At 66.2% G+C, this 16,506-nt stretch carries 13 protein-coding genes and 2 pseudogenes; 7 read left to right on the top strand and 8 right to left on the bottom strand.

From position 1 onward, the window contains the following. Positions 1-267 precede the first annotated feature (267 nt). Complete coding sequence (locus ACFYOW_RS21105) at positions 268-1,464, bottom strand: glycosyltransferase (protein WP_387290308.1); 1,197 nt, start codon at positions 1,462-1,464, stop codon at positions 268-270. A 4-nt stretch (positions 1,465-1,468) separates the two neighbouring features. Continuing rightward, positions 1,469-1,657, bottom strand: coding sequence for a hypothetical protein (locus ACFYOW_RS21100; RefSeq protein ID WP_387290306.1), 189 nt, complete (start codon positions 1,655-1,657; stop codon positions 1,469-1,471). Between the two features lie 511 nt (positions 1,658-2,168). Here ACFYOW_RS21100 and ACFYOW_RS21095 point away from each other — a divergent pair. Beyond that, positions 2,169-3,431 carry a cytochrome P450 gene (locus ACFYOW_RS21095; RefSeq protein ID WP_387290304.1) on the top strand — a complete coding sequence of 421 codons (1,263 nt, stop codon included), beginning with the start codon at positions 2,169-2,171 and terminating at the stop codon, positions 3,429-3,431. 11 nt (positions 3,432-3,442) lie between these two features. After that, the gene (locus tag ACFYOW_RS21090; protein ID WP_387290302.1) at positions 3,443-4,669 is read left to right on the top strand and encodes a cytochrome P450; all 1,227 of its coding nucleotides are present in this window, start codon (positions 3,443-3,445) and stop codon (positions 4,667-4,669) included. A 42-nt stretch (positions 4,670-4,711) separates the two neighbouring features. On the opposite strand, the gene ACFYOW_RS21085 is transcribed toward ACFYOW_RS21090, so the two are convergent. Both ACFYOW_RS21085 and ACFYOW_RS21080 read right to left on the bottom strand, forming a co-directional pair. After that, on the bottom strand, positions 4,712-5,401 hold the full coding sequence (locus tag ACFYOW_RS21085; RefSeq protein WP_387290300.1) for a helix-turn-helix domain-containing protein: 690 nt from the start codon (positions 5,399-5,401) through the stop codon (positions 4,712-4,714). Further along, positions 5,398-6,909 carry an APC family permease gene (locus ACFYOW_RS21080; RefSeq protein WP_387290298.1) on the bottom strand — a complete coding sequence of 504 codons (1,512 nt, stop codon included), beginning with the start codon at positions 6,907-6,909 and terminating at the stop codon, positions 5,398-5,400. The genes ACFYOW_RS21085 and ACFYOW_RS21080 overlap by 4 nt, the downstream gene beginning before the upstream one ends. A 197-nt stretch (positions 6,910-7,106) precedes the next feature. Between ACFYOW_RS21080 and ACFYOW_RS21075 the strand changes: the two genes are divergently transcribed. Genes ACFYOW_RS21075 through ACFYOW_RS21065 form a run of 3 tightly spaced genes read left to right on the top strand, consistent with a single transcriptional unit; the run spans position 7,107 to position 10,973 of the window. After that, positions 7,107-8,564, top strand: a complete 1,458-nt coding sequence (locus ACFYOW_RS21075) for an APC family permease (RefSeq protein ID WP_387290296.1) — start codon at positions 7,107-7,109, stop codon at positions 8,562-8,564. Positions 8,565-8,584: 20 nt separating this feature from the next. Then, a complete protein-coding gene (locus tag ACFYOW_RS21070; RefSeq protein ID WP_387290294.1) occupies positions 8,585-10,546 on the top strand; it encodes a primary-amine oxidase in 1,962 nt (653 codons plus the stop codon). Beyond that, positions 10,539-10,973: a hypothetical protein gene (locus ACFYOW_RS21065; protein ID WP_387290292.1), complete on the top strand. Its 435-nt coding sequence runs from the start codon at positions 10,539-10,541 to the stop codon at positions 10,971-10,973. Before ACFYOW_RS21070 ends, ACFYOW_RS21065 begins: the two co-directional genes overlap by 8 nt. On the opposite strand, the pseudogene ACFYOW_RS21060 reads toward ACFYOW_RS21065, so the two are convergent. Beyond that, positions 10,933-11,196 (bottom strand): annotated as a pseudogene (locus tag ACFYOW_RS21060) (NAD-binding protein); the annotation flags it as partial. The gene ACFYOW_RS21065 and the pseudogene ACFYOW_RS21060 overlap by 41 nt on opposite strands. Between ACFYOW_RS21060 and ACFYOW_RS21055 the strand changes: the two are divergent. After that, positions 11,194-11,352 (top strand): annotated as a pseudogene (locus ACFYOW_RS21055) (cytochrome P450); the annotation flags it as partial. The pseudogenes ACFYOW_RS21060 and ACFYOW_RS21055 overlap by 3 nt on opposite strands. Before the next feature lie 89 nt (positions 11,353-11,441). Here ACFYOW_RS21055 and ACFYOW_RS21050 read toward each other — a convergent pair. From ACFYOW_RS21050 to glpK, 3 genes are all read right to left on the bottom strand, one after another. Further along, a complete protein-coding gene (locus ACFYOW_RS21050; RefSeq protein ID WP_387290290.1) occupies positions 11,442-12,128 on the bottom strand; it encodes a hypothetical protein in 687 nt (228 codons plus the stop codon). A gap of 181 nt (positions 12,129-12,309) precedes the next feature. Then, positions 12,310-13,989, bottom strand: coding sequence for a glycerol-3-phosphate dehydrogenase (glpD, locus tag ACFYOW_RS21045; RefSeq protein WP_387290288.1), 1,680 nt, complete (start codon positions 13,987-13,989; stop codon positions 12,310-12,312). Between the two features lie 47 nt (positions 13,990-14,036). Beyond that, positions 14,037-15,506 (bottom strand): glycerol kinase GlpK, encoded by a 1,470-nt coding sequence (gene glpK, locus ACFYOW_RS21040; RefSeq protein WP_387291400.1) that lies wholly within the window; start codon positions 15,504-15,506, stop codon positions 14,037-14,039. A 196-nt stretch (positions 15,507-15,702) separates the two neighbouring features. On the opposite strand from glpK, the gene ACFYOW_RS21035 reads away from it, so the two are divergent. Next, positions 15,703-16,467: an IclR family transcriptional regulator gene (locus tag ACFYOW_RS21035; protein WP_387290286.1), complete on the top strand. Its 765-nt coding sequence runs from the start codon at positions 15,703-15,705 to the stop codon at positions 16,465-16,467. Positions 16,468-16,506 lie beyond the last annotated feature (39 nt).

Below are 16,506 nucleotides of genomic sequence, written 5' to 3'. Positions count from 1 at the left end.
GTGACCGCAATGAGGTCTGCCTCGCCGTGATCGGCCTACGCAGCCAGAGCCGCCAGGCCGCCGATAGCCCAATTCGCAGCGGACCGATGTAACCGCAACCGCAAAGAAATCGGCAGGAGTGTGGTTTATGGACTTGCCCCACACCGGCGCTCCCTGCTCATCACCCGCCATCACGGATGCTGCGCACCATCCCCCACGGCATGGCTTGCCTGTTCGAGTTCGCCGCTGCGGGCTTGCACGGTGCCGAGGTGGCATTCCGGCAGCGTTCTATCTGATCGCGTCGAGCAGCAACTTCGCTGCCACCGTTGCCCCGTCAGCGCGGATCGTGCCGGCCACGACGCTCGCACGCGCTCGGGTGGTGGACGTCAATGTCATGTCGAGACCGGCGGACAGTGACGCTGGATCGGGATCAGCGTCCGCACACGCCGTGCCGATGCCGAGATCGGCCACTCGGCGCGCCCAGTACGCCTGGTCCGTCATCTGTGGTACCACCACTTGCGGCGCGCCGGCTCGGGCGGCGGTCGTTGTCGTGCCCGCGCCGCCGTGGTGGATGACGGCAGCGACCCGGGTGAAAAGCGCCTGATGGTTGACCTCGCCAACGGCCATGCAGTCGGAGAGGTCGTCGATCAAGGCCAACTCGGCCCAGCCACGAGACAGGAGCACGCGGCGGTCGTGCGCGCGGATCGCTTCGATCGCGATCCGCGCGATGTCGTTGCGCACCCGCATGCTGCCGAAGCCGATATACACCGGGGGCGTACCCGCGTCCAAGAACGCCTCCAACTCGGCGGGGAGCGGGCGCTCGTCGGGAACGATCCAGGCACCGGTCTGTACGACATCCAGACCGGGTGATTCTGGCCATGGCCCCAGAACCGGGTCCGCCGCCAACCACGGGCGGTCGGTGACGACGTGGTCGCGCACACTGCCTACTGGTGGCAGCCCGAGTGCCGCCCGGTGGGTATCCAGCGCATCGCCGAACTGCGCGTTCCAACCGTCGGCGTCGATCTCCCACAGCAGCTGGTTGCTGATTTCCTCCGGCGCGGGCCGCTCGCCTGGCATCCGCGGCATAGGCGGATGATGCGGCGAGGGCAGGCTGGTCGGCTGGTAGCTTGCGTACTGGTAATGGATTCCGAGCTTCTCAGCGGCCGACCGGGCGGCGATCTCCGTAATGCCGGTTGCTATTACCGCATCGCATCTTGCGGCTGCTGTGGGGAGCGTGTCGAACTGAACTGCGGGCCACCGGTCTACATAGTCGATCAGATCCGCCATCGAGGCTTTTGCACCATCCGAACCTGGTATCGGCGGCCCCAACGGCACCAGCGGCACGCCCAGCTCGGTGCAGCGCCTCTCGAAGTTCGGTGGCGCGCACACCCGCACCTGGGCTCCGAGCTCCTGCAGCCGCAGCGCGAGCCCCAAGGCCGGCTCGACGTCGCCGCGCGTCCCGCTCGCCGACAAAAGCACCTGCACGCCGTCACTCCTTATTCGCGTGGACCGGCGTCGGACCGTAGTAGGCCATCGGAGATCCGGCGATCAAAGTGTCCCCACCGGTGAGGACGGCTTCGGCGCCCCGCCTCCATGTCGTTGCCGCCGTGGTGAATTGGGTGATCACGCCATGAGTACGCAGCACCGGAGTCTGGTTGCGCGGCTGCGGTGGCTCCACGCTGTCAGACGGCGTTCACACCAACGAACGGAGAAGCCGTGCACGGAACACTCGGACTCATCGGTAGCGCAATGATCGGCTCCCCAGCGCCGACTGAACAACCTGAGGACCGCTGTCGAGCATGCTCGTCGACCTTCGACGAGACGTGATCTATAGCAGTTCAGCATATTTGCCGGTTGCGCGGGGTATGCAGGCATTGCGGTCGGATCTGGAGAGAGTTCTTCCGGATACTGATAACGTGAGCGGGTCGTCGAGTTCTGGGCGGCTGGTAGGGCGTCCGGTGATTGCGCGTCGAAATCGCCTGTCCTGCAGGGACTGTGGGGTGACCGCAGTCGACTGTGGTTGCCTCGCCAGGGTCCGAGTTCTCGACGCGGACCTCATGGCCGGGGTCACATACGGTCGGCGTCGCGAGGAGGGCTGAACTGAGTGCTGTGGCCGCAGGCTGTGTTATCGCCGCGGTGCTTCCATTGATCCTGGCCTTCTTGCTGATCCAACGTCTGGAGTCACGCCCTTGACTACGCCATCGTCAACCCACGCCACCGCGACCGGAGTCTGCCCCGCCCTGCACGGCTCACCGCTCGATCCCAGCGAACCCCGAGTGCTGTTGCATACGCCGGAGTTCGCCGCCGATCCGCATCGGGCCTATCGGGAGGCTCGCAGCCAGTACGGGTCGCTGGTGCCGATGGAGTTGGCGCCTGGTGTGCCCGCCACCCTGGTGGTCGGGTATCAGACCGCGGTGCGGATCCTCAATGATCCCGAACACTTTCCGGCGGATCCGCGGCATTGGGAACAGACGGTTCCCGACGACTCACCGGTCAAGCCGATGATGATGTGGTACCCGAACGCACTACGCAATGCCGGGGCGGCGCATGCTCGCTACCGGCAGGCCTACACCGGCAGCATCGACGGAATCGATCTGCACGAACTGCATTCGACGGTCGAGAAGATCGCCATCCCGGTGATCAACACCTTCTGCGAGGCGGGCGAGGTCGACCTGGTCACCCAGTACGCGCTGCCGGTCGTCTTCGAGGTCATCAACCAGATGGTGGGCTGCTCAGCGGAACTGGGGCAGCGGGTCGCGACCGGTATGGCGATGCTCTTCGACACCGTCGAGGCTGCCGCCGGTATGGCTATGCTCAGCGAGGCGCTGCTGGAGTTGGTGCAGCTACGCAGGGCCGAGCCCGGTGACGACGTCACCTCGCGCATGGCCCACCACCCATCCAAGCTCGACGACACCGAAATGCTGTGCCAGCTGATCAGTTTCTACGGCGCGGGCATCGAACCGATGCAGAATCTGATCACGAACACCCTGCTGCTGATGCTCACCGACGACCGGTTCGGCGGCGACATGCTCGGCGGTAGCCTCTCGACCCGCGACGCACTCGACGAGGTGTTGTTCAACGACCCGCCGATGGCCAACTTCAGCATCACCTACCCGCGCCAGCCGATCCTCATCGACAACACCTGGTTGCCCGCCCATCAGCCGGTCGTGGTCAGCCTTTCCGGCTGCAATAACGATCCGGCGATCCGCGGCGGCGATCGCACCGGCAACCGCTCGCATCTTGCCTGGGGTGCCGGGCCGCACGCCTGCCCCGCGAAATCCGTTGCCTACCTGGTCGTTCAGGACGCCATCGATCAGCTGCTCGACGCCCTGCCCGAGATGGAACTGGCCGTGCCCGCGGACGAATTGGCTTGGCGGCCCGGCCCCTTCCACCGCGCATTGGCGGCGCTGCCGGTCGTTTTCCCTCAGTCCCCTCCGCTGCCCGTTTTCTGAAGGAGATAACGATGGAGCATGAACCGCTGGTCCTGGATCTGACCGGCGCCGATATCCAAGGCGAGAACGAGCGGATCCGGGAGCGCGGGCCGGTCGCGCTGGTCGCGCTGCCCGGCGGCGTGCCCGCGTGGTCGGTGACCGATGCCGCCGTGCTCAAGGCTCTGCTCGCCGATCCGCGGGTATCGAAAGACGCACGGCAGCACTGGTCTTCGTTCATCAATGGCGAGATCACCCAGGAGTGGCCGCTGCTTCCGTGGATCGCGGTCGACAATATGTTCACCGCGTACGGCACGGACCACCGCCGCCTGCGCAAGCTGGTCTCGCCCGCGTTCACACACCGTCGCACCACGGCGCTGCGCCCGCGCATCGAGGCGATCACCGAGGGTCTGCTGAACGCGCTCGCGGCCACCCCGAAGGGCGAGGTGGCCGATCTGCGCGAGAGTTACGCCTATCCGGTGCCGATCGAGATCATCACCGAAATGATGGGTGTGCCCGAACATCTCGGACCCGGTCTGCGCAAATGCGTCGACGGCTTCTTCGACACCTCGTTCGGGCCGGAGGAAGCACAGGCCAACTACCTCGAGATGTACCGCCTCGTCAGCGAACTCGTGGCCTACCGGCGCGAGACCCCGGGCGACGACGTCACCAGTGTCCTCATTGCGACCCGCGACGAGGACGACGGCTCGCAGCTGAGCGAGAAGGAGCTCGTCGACACGCTGATGCTGGTCATCAATGCCGGTCACGAGACCACGGTCAATCTGCTCGACCAGGCGATCTTCATCCTGCTCACCCATCCCGAGCAGCGCGCCGATCTGGTCGAGGGTCGGGTGCCGTGGTCGGATCTGGTGGAGGAGACGCTGCGCTACGAGGCGCCGGTCGCGCACCTGCCACTGCGCTATGCGGTCGAGGATATCGAGCTCGGTGAGATCCGAATTCCCAAGGGCGAGGCGATTCTGGCGTCCTACGCCGCCGCGGGCCGCGATCCGAACCTGCACGGTGCCACGGCAGCGACGTTCGACCTGCACCGGGTCAACAAGGAGCACTTGTCCTTCGGGCACGGCGCGCATCACTGCATCGGCGCCCCGCTCGCGCGACTGGAGGCGACGATCGCTCTCCCGGCCATCTTCGAGCGCTTCCCGAATATGCGCTTGGCCGTGGATCCGGCGGAATTGGCGCCGGTCGGCAGCTTTATTTCGAATGGACACCGCACACTGCCGGTTTTCTTGGACGCGGAGTAGCACGGCCCGGGGGTGCCGCCAGATCGGCACCCCCGCGACGTGTCACCGCTCGGCGAGCACGATTTCGAGTTGTCGGCGTTGGGGCAGCAACAGGGCCAGGACGGACTCGGGGTCGCGTAGGCGGGCCGAGGTGGTCGAGAGGGTGAGGCCCGCGACGAGGGTGCCGGCGCGGTTGCGGATGGGGACGGCGAGGCAGCCGGAACCTGGGCGGAGTTCATCGAGTTGCATCGCGAAGCCATGCCGACGGATATCGGTACCCGGATCGGATTCGGCGAGGGCGAGTCGGCCGATTGCGGAGGCGGTCAGCTCGCGGATGACCAATTGTTCGTGCTCGATCGGGTATTCGGGGTCGGCGTCGAGGATGCGGACAAGTGGGCGGGTAGTGCCGGTGCGGTGGTATCCCGCAAGGTGGATGCCGCCTCGGGTACGGCCGCGCAGGCGGTCGAGAATGTCCGCGGCGGCGGTCGGAATGGTCGGCGGAGCGGCCATTCCGGCGAGATGGGTGACCTTGCTGCCGAGCGCGAAGCCGCTGAGATCGGGTGTGCGGACCAGATATTCCTGTTGGACAAGGAGATTGAGCAATCGGTAGATGGTTGCCTTCGGCATCGCGAGGTTGCGGCTGATCTCGCGGGCAGTGACGCCCGGTCCGCAGGCGGCCACCTCCTCCAGCACGACCAGCGCGCTGAGTACGGCCTTGGGTTGTCGGCCGCCGAGCGCTCCGGAGGCGGTCACCGCGACCGCCGGTCGGAGCCGGTCGGTGCACCCCCAAGGACCTCGTCTCGGATCGGGGTGTCATGGGTACCGATCCGAGGGAGCAGCCGCAGTCGCGCGCGGACGAACCACCCGAGGGCAAGCGCGACGCTGCCCAGGAAAAGCCAAACGCCCACTGCCCGAGGGCTGTTCGATTCTCTGGTCAGATACACGACAAGGCAGCCACCGAGACAGGCTGCGGCGCTCGCCGCTCCGATGGCGGGCCACATCGTCAGCTCCCCGATCCGGCGCAGGAAGAATACGGCGGCCACGCAGACCAAGGTGTAGGCCAGCACATACCCGCCCGCGGAGACGACCAGGAGAATGCCGACGGCCTGCTTCGAGGTCGCACCAGCGAGTAACAGGATGATGGGACCGATGGTGAGAACCGGCATCGCGGTGTAGATCGCGATATGCGGTGTCTTGAATCGCGCATGGGTATGGCCGACGGTCGCCGGGATCACACCGTCGATCCCCAACGCGAGCAGCACACGCACGAGCGCCGTCGAGGACGCGAGCGCACACGCGAAAAACGATGCCGCGACCCCGATATCGAGGATCGGGGTGATCCAGCCGACGCCGTAATAGGCGGAGAGCGCGGCCACCGGCGTGACATCCTCGCCGAGCGCGACGTCGGCCGCCCGGAATCCGGTGGTCTGCACCGAGGTCGCGGCCACCACGAGCAGGCCCGCCGCGATCGGCGACCAGGTCAGGACGCGCGGTACGGTCGCGAAGGGGCGGCGGGCCTCGACCGAGAGCGATGCGGCGCTCTCGAAGCCGACGAAGGCCGTGATCGCGATGACCACCCCGGTGACCAGTTGACCGAGGCTCAGCTGATGCGGCGCGATCAGCTCCCAGGAGATGGGCCGACTGCCCTGTCCGATGAACAGCACCACGACCAGTGCGACGAGCACGGCTACGGCGACCGACTCGACCAGCAGGCTGATCCGCGCCGATAACCGGATACCGCGCACCATGACGACGGTGCACAGCACTCCACACGTGGCGACGCACAGCAACGGAACGATCAGCCCGTGTGTCGGCCCGGATCCGACGTAGCCGAGCAGATTCGACACGTGGAAGCCGACATTGGCGAAGGCGTACATCGAGATGAAGCCATAGCCGAGGATCAGACTCACCCCGCTCGCGAACCCCGCCGTCGCGCCGAGCCCTTTGGCGGTGAAGGTGTACAGCGATCCCGCGGTCGCGATGCGCTTGGTGAACTGGTTGATCGTCGCCGCCGCGAGCAGGGTGAGCAGGACGCCGATCAGCGCGGCCCACAGTCCCGCGTTGCCGCTGTACAGTGCCAGCAGCGCGGGCACGGTGGCTGCCGCGGCGCACGGCGCGATAGCGGAGACCGACTGCGCCAGTACATCGCCGAAGCCGAGGGTGCGCCGATGTAGGCCGGACATCGGCGATGTCATACCCACGCCGGTCACCGGCTCGGGATCGGCAATGGCCCGGTCCAGGGCGCTGACGTGAGCGTTCATACGGTCGGAATGTAGGAACCGCGTGTTTCGGACATGTTGCTGTCGCGTCATCTGTGGGTGATCGGCAAACGAGGCGACGACCGGATCCGCGGTCTCATTCGGCGCACCGCTGACCTTTACCGCTGGGTGACTCTTCGGCAAAGGCCCCCGCCAACAGTGTGTGCATCGCAAATGTTCGCCTGTTTCGGAGGTTCACCATGGTCGCCAATTCCCCGCTCGACGCGACGGCCGCATCCCCGCCGCTCGGTAGTCTGCGCGGTTCGCTCGGCCCAGGGGCCATCGTCTTCATGGTGGTGGCGGCGGCCGCGCCGCTCACCGTGATCGGTGGCGCGGCGCCGATCGGCATGCTGATCGGCGACGGGCCCGGATATCCGACCATGTTCGTGGTGTCCGCCGTGGTGCTGCTGTTCTTTTCGGTCGGCCTCGGCACGATGAGCCGTTACGTGCCCAAGGCCGGTGCCTTCTTCACTTATGTCGGCTACGGGCTCGGACGTCCGATGGGACTGGGCGCGGCGTATCTGGCGCTGTTGACCTACACGATGATCCAGGTGGCGGTCTACGGGTACCTCGGCGCAGCGCTCGAACGGTCGGTCGTCGATATCGGCGGACCCGACCTGCCCTGGTACGTGTATGCGTTGCTGGTCGTCGCGGCGGTCGGTGTGCTCGGGTACCGGCACATCGAGCTCAGCTCGAAGGTGTTGGGGCTGTTGCTGATCGGTGAAGTGGGGATCGTGCTCGTACTCGCCGCGGTGGTGATGGGGCGCGGTGGGGCCGATGGGCTCTCGCTCGAGCCCTTTACCCCGAGCGCCGCGCTATCGGGTTCGCCCGGTATCGGTTTGATGATGGCGCTGGCCGGATTCATCGGTTTCGAGGCGACCGCCATCTTCCGGGACGAGGCGCGCGATCCGCACCGGACGATTCCGCGGGCCACCTATGCGGCGGTGATCTCGATCGGGGTGTTCTACACCTTCGGAACCTGGGCGCTGGTCATGGCGTGGGGTCCGGAGCAGGTGGTCGCGGTCGCCGCCGAGGATCCGGCGGGCATGATCGTGCGGACCGCTTCGGACTATCTGGGCTCGGTCGGTGCCGTCGCGATCAACGTGCTGCTGCTGACGAGCCTGTTCGCGTGTGTGCTCTCGTTCCACAATGTCGTCGCGCGGTACCAGCATTCGATGGCCTCGACGGGTGTGCTGCCGGGTGCACTGGCGGGCGTGCACGCCAAACATCTGTCGCCGCACACCTCGTCGATGGTGCAGACCGGCACCGCAGCAACGCTGGTGGCCGTGTTCGCGCTGTGCCGACTCGATCCCGAACTCGAGGTCTTCACCTGGTTCTCGGGAGTAGCGACGCTGGGCGTCGCGGTGCTCATGGCGACGACCTGCCTTGCCGTCATCGTTTACTTCGCGCGCACCCGCGCCGATACCCGGAGCTGGCACACGCGCATTGCCCCGGCGCTCGGCCTGGTCGGCCTGCTGGTGGCCGCGGGCATCATCGTTGCGAACTTCCCCACCCTGATCGGTGGATCGACCACGCTCGCCGTGATCCTGCTGCTCGTCACGGCGGCGTTTCCGCTGGCCGGGATCGCGCAGGCGCAGGCTCTGCGCCGTACCAACCGCACCGCCTACGACGGTATCGCCGACGCGATCGCCGCCTGAACTTCCAGAGGAGACCTGCCATGTCCATCATCGAATTCGATACTCGCGCAACCGATGTGCGGGTACTCGAAAGCCTCTCCGCCGACGAGATCACCATGGTGCGCGCGGTCGTCGCCGATGCGGGCCTGCTCGCGGCGACCGGCCGATTCGTATACGTGGGATTGAACGAACCCGATAAGGCGCAGGTGCTCGCCTATCAAGCCGGGACCGGGCCCGCACCGGAACGGTTGGTGCGAGTGCTGCTGCTGGACCTCGCCTCCGGCGCGGCGCGCGATGTCTCGGTGTCGTTGACGGCGGGTGTGATCCGCACCGATACCCCGATCGACGGTACGCGCGGCCAGGTTCCGATTCTCGAAGAGGAGTTCGCGGAGGTCGGCACGGTGCTCGCCGGTAACGAGCGGTGGTGTGCCGCGCTGCGGCAGCGGGGTGTCGACCCGGAGTCGGTCGTCTGTGTGCCGCTGTCCGCCGGGCACTACGACATACCGAATGAGCGGGGGCGGCGCATTATTCGTGTATTCGCCTTCCGCCAGGACCATCCGCTGGATCACCCGTGGGCGCATCCGGTCGACGGCCTGTGCGCCTATGTCGACATCATTGCGCGTGAGTTGGTCGACCTGATCGACTTCCGCACATTCGAGGTGCCCGCGGAACCCGGCAACTTCCAGGATCCGGCGCAGGCCGGTGCGCCACTGGAGGGGTTGCGTCCCATCGAGATCAGCCAGCCACAGGGGCCAAGCTTCACCGTCGAAGGTGATCGGATCGAATGGGCCAACTGGCGGCTCAGCATCGGATTCGACGCGCGTGAGGGATTGATCCTGCGGCAGTTGGCATTCCGGGACGGCGCGGAATACCGGCCGGTGCTCTATCGGGCTTCCATCGCGGAAATGGTTGTGCCCTACGCCGATCCGTCCCCGAATCGCTACTGGCAGAACTACTTCGACACCGGTGAATATCTATTCGGCCGATTCGCCAATTCATTGCGCCTCGGATGCGACTGCCTGGGCGAAATCCATTACTTCGATGCCACTCTCAGCGATGAACTCGGTATGCCACGCACCATCGAGAATGCGATCTGCATGCACGAGGAGGACTACGGCACGCTCTGGAAGCACACCGACCTGTTCACCGGGGTCAGTGAGGTGCGGCGGCAGCGTCGCCTGGTCATCAGCTTCTTCACCACGGTCGGCAACTATGACTACGGGTTCTACTGGTATCTGTACCTGGACGGCACCATCGAATGCGAGGCCAAGCTGACCGGCGTCGCGTTCACCGCCGCCTACCCGCCCGAAGGTTCGCCCTACCAAAGCGAAGTCGCGCCCGGTCTCGGGCTGCCGTATCACCAGCATTTGTTCAGCGCACGTTTGGACATGATGGTCGATGGTCTGGCCAATGCGGTCGACGAGGTGCAGGTACAACGGGTGCCGATCAGCGAGGCGAATCCGTTCGGCAATGCCTTCACCGCGAAATCCACCCGCATCACCAGCGAATCCGAGGGCGCGCGCGACGCCGACGCCTCGGTCGGCCGGGTATGGCACATCGTCAATACCGAAAAGACCAATCGCATGGGTGCACCGACCGCCTACGTCCTGTACCCGGAGCAAACACCCACCCTGCTCGCCGACCCGTCCTCCTCGATCGCGGCCCGGGCCACCTACACAACCAAACAACTCTGGGTAACCCGCTACGCCCCCGAGGAGCGTTACCCCGCGGGCGATCTGGTCAACCAGAATCCGGGTGGCGACGGCCTGCCTGCCTATATGGCCGCGAACCGATCCCTCGACGGTGCCGACATCGTGGTCTGGCACACCTTCGGACTCACCCACTTCCCGCGCACCGAGGATTGGCCGGTAATGCCCACCGACTATTGTGGATTCACGCTGAAGCCCTATGGATTCTTCGCCGCCAACCCAGTGCTGAATGTCCCGGCGACAACCAGTGATCACTGCGGTCCGGCACACGAATCCCATTGTCATGGTGGCTGATTCACCCCGCACGCGGCCCGGGACGATCATCCTGGGCCGCCTGCTCGCCATCGGTTCCATCGCTAGTTCCGGTCTGCACCTCGCCGGTGTCGGTGCGCACGGCCTGCTCCACGGCCTCGTTGTCCTCACCATGACACTGGCATGTCTGCGCTGTGTCCCTGCCCTTTGGATCCGCCCTTGCACCGACGCTTTCGGGCTGGCGGCGCTGCTGAACCTGGTGATGGTGGCGGTGCATTTCTCGATGTCGACGGCGGGCGGGCACGTGCACCACGGCGCCAACGCACCCGCGAACGGCTCACTCGACCCGCTCCAAGCCGTTACCCTCGGCGCTGCCGTATTCGAAGCCCTCTTCGCCACCTCCGTCGTTTTTGCCATGGCGCGTGGGGTGGTGATTCGCGAGAGTAACCGAATCGGATGCACCGACTAACTGTCGCCGAGTCGTGCATGACGATGTCGAGGAATTCGGCGACGTTGGGTTGCAGTGCGAACGCCGCCATTTGGCGCCCGCCGATCAATTGCGGGTTCACCGCCCGATTCGCTCCGGCCCGAAGCAGTTTCGACTTCGAACCCGCGGTGCGCGCCCTGGCGATAATGATCAGATCCTGCCGCAGCGCCCGGCTCGACAAGGTCACGTAGACGTTGTCGGCATCGGCGCCCCGCTCGCGCGACTGGAGGCAACGATCGCTCTCCCAGCCATCTTCGAGCGCTTCCCGAATATGCGCTTGGCCGTGGATCCGGCGGAATTGGCGCCGGTCGGCAGCTTTATTTCGAACGGGCACCGCGCACTGCCGGTTTTCCTGGACTAGATCGTGTCGGGGTGCCGCACAGCGGCACCCCGACACGATCCGAGTAGCTGCGGCAACGGCTATTTCCGACAATCGCCGCGCGCCGCGCGTCATGAGATCGTCGGTTGCTCCTCGGTTGGTATCGGGGTGACGGCACCGTGGACAACTCCGACAGCCGCGCCCGCGACGGCGCCGACCGCGGCGGCCGGGATGGCGATCACCGCGTAGCCGATGGCCGCGCCGATAATGGGGACGACCACCAAGCCCGCTGGGAGGAATGGGATCCCGGCGATGAGACCTGCGCCCGCGCCGACGACGGCACTGGTGGCGGCGAGCGGACTCGCCAGGGTGGAGCCCACCGATGCGCCTACGACCGCGTCACCCACGACAGTACTGGCGATTTGGTCGGAACGAGCGCGCTCGACGCCCACCGACTGAAGCCCTTGGGACAGTGCGCCTTCGGTAGCCGTGGAGGCGCCGTTGATCTGGGCGGCCAGTTCGGGCGGCAGAAAGTCCGGGCGATCGACCTGGATATTGCCGATGCGGATGCGATTGGTGGCCTGCGGGACTTGTTCCGGCTGTGCCGCGTTCGGAATGTCCGGCACTGTGGCGTCCGGCTCGGCCACCGGTGCGGTGGCGTCGTGCAGCGGCAAGTGCGTGTATGCGGCGGGGTCGTCGACCGGAGCCGATGGATCGGCGATGAGCGCCAGTCCATATGGAGTCGGCGAGAGCGTCGCGGCGCCGAGTGGTTGCGACTCGGCGCTAGCGGGTGTGGTGCTGATCAGGGCGGCGGACAAGGGAAGCGCGCTGGCCAAAACCAATGTGGCTGTCCGTCGACGGATGAGACGAACCGGATGTGTGGGTCGATGTTTACCCATGGATTACCTCATTCCGATCATCGATGATTACTTACCTACATTCGGAACCGTCCGGCTTTCGGATGAACACCCATTTTTCTCGAGCCGATTCGGGCTCGGATCAGGCCACGGCGACCAAGCGGGCCGCATTGGCCGACTCGTCGTCGACGGCCTTGTTGGCTGCCAGTTCGGCTTCGACCCGCTCGCGATAGCGGGTGATTTCGCGGTCCGTGCCTGCGGCATCCCAGCCGAGTCGCGCGCCCATGAGGAAGGCGACCGCGGGTGCGGCAGTCAGGCCGCGGTCGGCGGTTTCGATCGAGATGCGGGTCCGGCGGGTGAGGACATCGTCGAGATGCAGTGCGCCCTCATGGGTCACCGCGTAGACGACCTCGGCACCGAGGTACTCACCGGCACCGGGCAGCGGCTCGGCCAACTCCGGTTCGGCCGCGATCAGATCGAACAGCTCGGCGACGCCCGAACCATAACGACCGAGCAGGTGCTCGACGGTCGCGACGGGCAGACCGGCCCGCTGCGCGACGCTGTTCACATCGGCGGCCAGTTCCTGGTAGCCGACGGCACCGAGCAGCGGCAGGTATTCGGTCACCGACGGCGCGGCCGCGCGACCGAGCCCCTCGACGGCCGCGTCCACTACATCGGCGGCCATCACGCGGTAGGTGGTGTACTTACCGCCCGCGATCACGAACAGACCCGGAACCGGTTCCGCGACGGCGTGTTCCCGCGAGAGTGTCGCGGTATCGGCGGACGCGCCCGACAGCAGCGGGCGCAGACCCGCGTAGGTGCCGACAATATCGTTGCGGGTCAACGGCTCTCGCAGCACCGCGTTCAGATGATCGAGGATGTACTGCACATCGGCATCGCTGGCCACCGGATGGTTCTTGTCCAGCGCCCAATCGGTATCGGTGGTGCCGATGATCCAGTGCCGGGCCCACGGGATCACGAACAGCACACTCTTCTCGGTTCGCATGATCAGGCCGGTATCCAGGTCGAGCCGCTCGCGCGGGACCAGGATGTGCACGCCCTTCGACATGCGCACGTGGAATGGGAATTCCACGCCGGTCATCTTGTTCATCTCGTCGGTCCAGACGCCGGTCGCGCTGATCACCCGGCGGGCGCGCACAGTGTATTCGCGACCGGTCTCCACATCGGTCACGTGCGCGCCGATCACCCGCTCGCCGTCGCGCAACAGTCCGGTGACCTTGGTGCGGGTGAGTACCGTCGCGCCGTGCTGGGCGGCGGTGCGGGCGATGGTCATGGTGTGGCGCGCGTCGTCGACCTGTGCGTCGAAGTAGCGGATCGCGCCGATCATCGCGTCATCGCGCAGTGCGGGCGCCAATTCCATTGCGCGCGTGTGCGACAGGTGCCGGTGCATGGGCAGCGCCCTCGCCCCGCCGATGGTGTCGTACAGCGCGACGCCCGCGCCGATGTAGGCGCGCTCCCAGACCCGGTGCTGCAACGGCAGCAGGAACGACACCGGGCGCACCAGATGCGGGGCGAGCCGGTGCAGCAGCAGGCTGCGCTCCTTCAAAGCCTCGCGCACCAGCCAGAAGTCGAGCTGCTCCAGATAGCGCAGGCCGCCGTGGATGAGTTTGCTGGATCGGCTCGAGGTGCCCGCCGCGAAATCCCTTGCCTCGACCAGGGTTACGGTCAGGCCGCGGGCGGCGGCATCGAGGGCGGCGCCGGCGCCGACCACGCCGCCGCCGATAACCAGTACGTCGATTTCATTGTCGCCCAATGTGTTCAATGCATTGGCGCGGTAGTTCGAGTCCAAACATGCGGACACGGTATGTCTCCTTGTTTCGGTGCTACTGCGTCTTCGAGATGGGTTGATCAGTCGTCGACGTCGATCCAGCCGAGCGTGTGCGAGACCGCCTTCTTCCAACGTGCGTAACCGCGTTCGCGCTGCTCCGCCGTCCAGGTGGGGGTCCAGCGCTTGTCCTCGTGCCAGTTCTGTACGAGTTCGTCGGTGTCGCTCCAGAATCCGACCGCCAGCCCGGCCGCATAGGCCGCGCCGAGTGCGGTGGTCTCCGCGACCACCGGCCGCGAGACCGGCACATCGAGGAAGTCTGCCTGCAGTTGCATGCACAGTTCATTGGCCGTGACGCCACCGTCCACACGCAATGTGTCCAGGCGCACACCGGAATCGGCCTCCATGGCCTCGACGACATCGCGGGTCTGATAGCAGATCGACTCCAGCGTGGCCCGTGCGAGGTGGGCATTGGTGCTGTAGCGCGACAGCCCGACGATCACCCCGCGCGCGTCCGATCGCCAGTACGGTGCGAACAGGCCGGAGAATGCGGGCACGAAGTACACCCCGCCGTTGTCCTCGGCCTGCCTGGCCAGCGATTCGCTTTGTGCCGCACCGGAAATGATGCCGAGCTGATCGCGCAACCACTGCACGGCCGAGCCGGTGACCGCGATCGAACCCTCCAGCGCGTACACCGGTTTCTCGTCGCCGAACTGGTAGGCGACGGTGGTGAGCAGTCCGTGCTGCGAGCGCACGGGTTCGGTTCCGGTATTGAGCAGCAGGAAGTTTCCGGTGCCGTAGGTGTTCTTGGCCTCGCCGGGGCGGAAGCACACCTGGCCGACGGTGGCCGCCTGCTGATCGCCGAGCACACCCGCCAGCGGCACTTCGCCGCCGAACGGTCCGTCGGCGCGGGTCCTGCCGAACAGTTCCGGATTCGACGAGGGCGCGATGGTGGGCAGCATGGCGCGCGGAATCCCGAAGAGGGACAACAACTCGTCGTCCCAGTCGCATGTCTCCAGATCCATCAGCATGGTGCGGCTGGCATTGGTCGGATCGGTGACGTGCACGCCGCCGTCGATGCCGCCGGTGAGATTCCACAGCAGCCAGGTGTCGGTGGTGCCGAAGACGGCCTCGCCCCTGTCCGCATCGGCGGCGACGCCGGGCACGTTGTCCAGGATCCAGCGCAGCTTGCCGCCGGAGAAGTAGGTTGCCGGCGGCAGACCCGCCTTGCGGCGGATGATTTCGCCGTGACCCGCGCGTTCCAGTTCGGCGGCTATCTTGTCGGTACGGGTGTCCTGCCAGACGATGGCATTGCAATACGGCCGCCCGGTCCGGCGATTCCACACCACGGTGGTTTCGCGCTGATTGGTCACACCGACCGCGGCCAGGTCGCTCGCGACGAGATTCGCCTTGTTCAGGGTGGAGACGATGACCGAACGGGTGCGCTCCCAGATCTCGGTCGGGTTGTGTTCCACCCACCCCGCGTGCGGCAGGATCTGCTCGTGCTCGAGTTGGTGCCGGGCGATCTCGTTGCCACCGTGGTCGAACACCATGAAGCGGGTGCTCGTGGTGCCCTGATCGATGGCGCCGACGTACGAGCCGAGTTTCACCGTTGAGCCTCCGTCTGCAAAGACTGCCGCGGTCGCGGCCGTCGGGGCCGACGCTATTAGTGGATCGCCGAAACGGACATAGCGTGCGTTCGACAATGCCGAACGGTTGTGATGGCCATCGCCATGTAGGTTTCGGCGTATGCCCGGTCCGATCCAATCGATCGAACGAGCGGCGGCCGTCCTGCAGCTGCTCGCTCGGGGTTCTGGCCGCCTCGGGGTCGGCGAAATCGCGGGTGCGCTCGGGCTGGCCAAGCCGACCGCGCACGGCATCCTGCGCACATTGCAGGGCGTGGGATTCGTCGAACAGGATCAGGCCAGTGGCAAGTACCAGCTCGGCGCGGCCGTACTGCATCTCGGGACAAGTTATCTCGACAACAACGAACTGCGCTCGCGGGCGATCAACTGGGCCGATGCCCTGGCCGCACGGACGGGGGAGTCGGTGCGAATCGGTGCCGCGGCGGACGAAAGTGTGGTGGTCGTGCACCATGTCTTCCGGCCGGACAACACCGAACAGGCACTCGAGGTCGGCGAACTGCTACCGGCGCACGCGACCGCGCTCGGCAAGGTGCTGCTCGCCTATGACGCCGAGCTGGCCGTCGCTGTTCGCCGTGGTGAATTCGCGCCGCTCACCCGGCGCACCATTGTCGATCGGGCAGCGCTCAACCGGGCGCTCGTCGCGGTCCGGCAGGCCGGATGGGCCGGGGAGATCGAGGAATTCCGGTCCGGGGTGGCCGGTATCGCCGCGCCGATCCGGACACACGGTGGACTCGTGGTCGGTGCGATCGGGATCAGCGGTCCGGTCGACCGGCTCTGCGATCCGCAATTGCGCCACCGGCCGACGCTGGTCGGGCACGTCCGTGATGCCGCGCATGCGGTATCGCGGGATCTCGGTGCCGGACAATGAGTTTCGTACATCATGTTGCACCAATTCTCGTCCGACAGG

The organism is Nocardia sp. NPDC006982 (genome assembly GCF_042869435.1).
Lineage (GTDB): Bacteria > Actinomycetota > Actinomycetes > Mycobacteriales > Mycobacteriaceae > Nocardia.
This window is presented reverse-complemented; position numbering and strand designations above follow the sequence as displayed.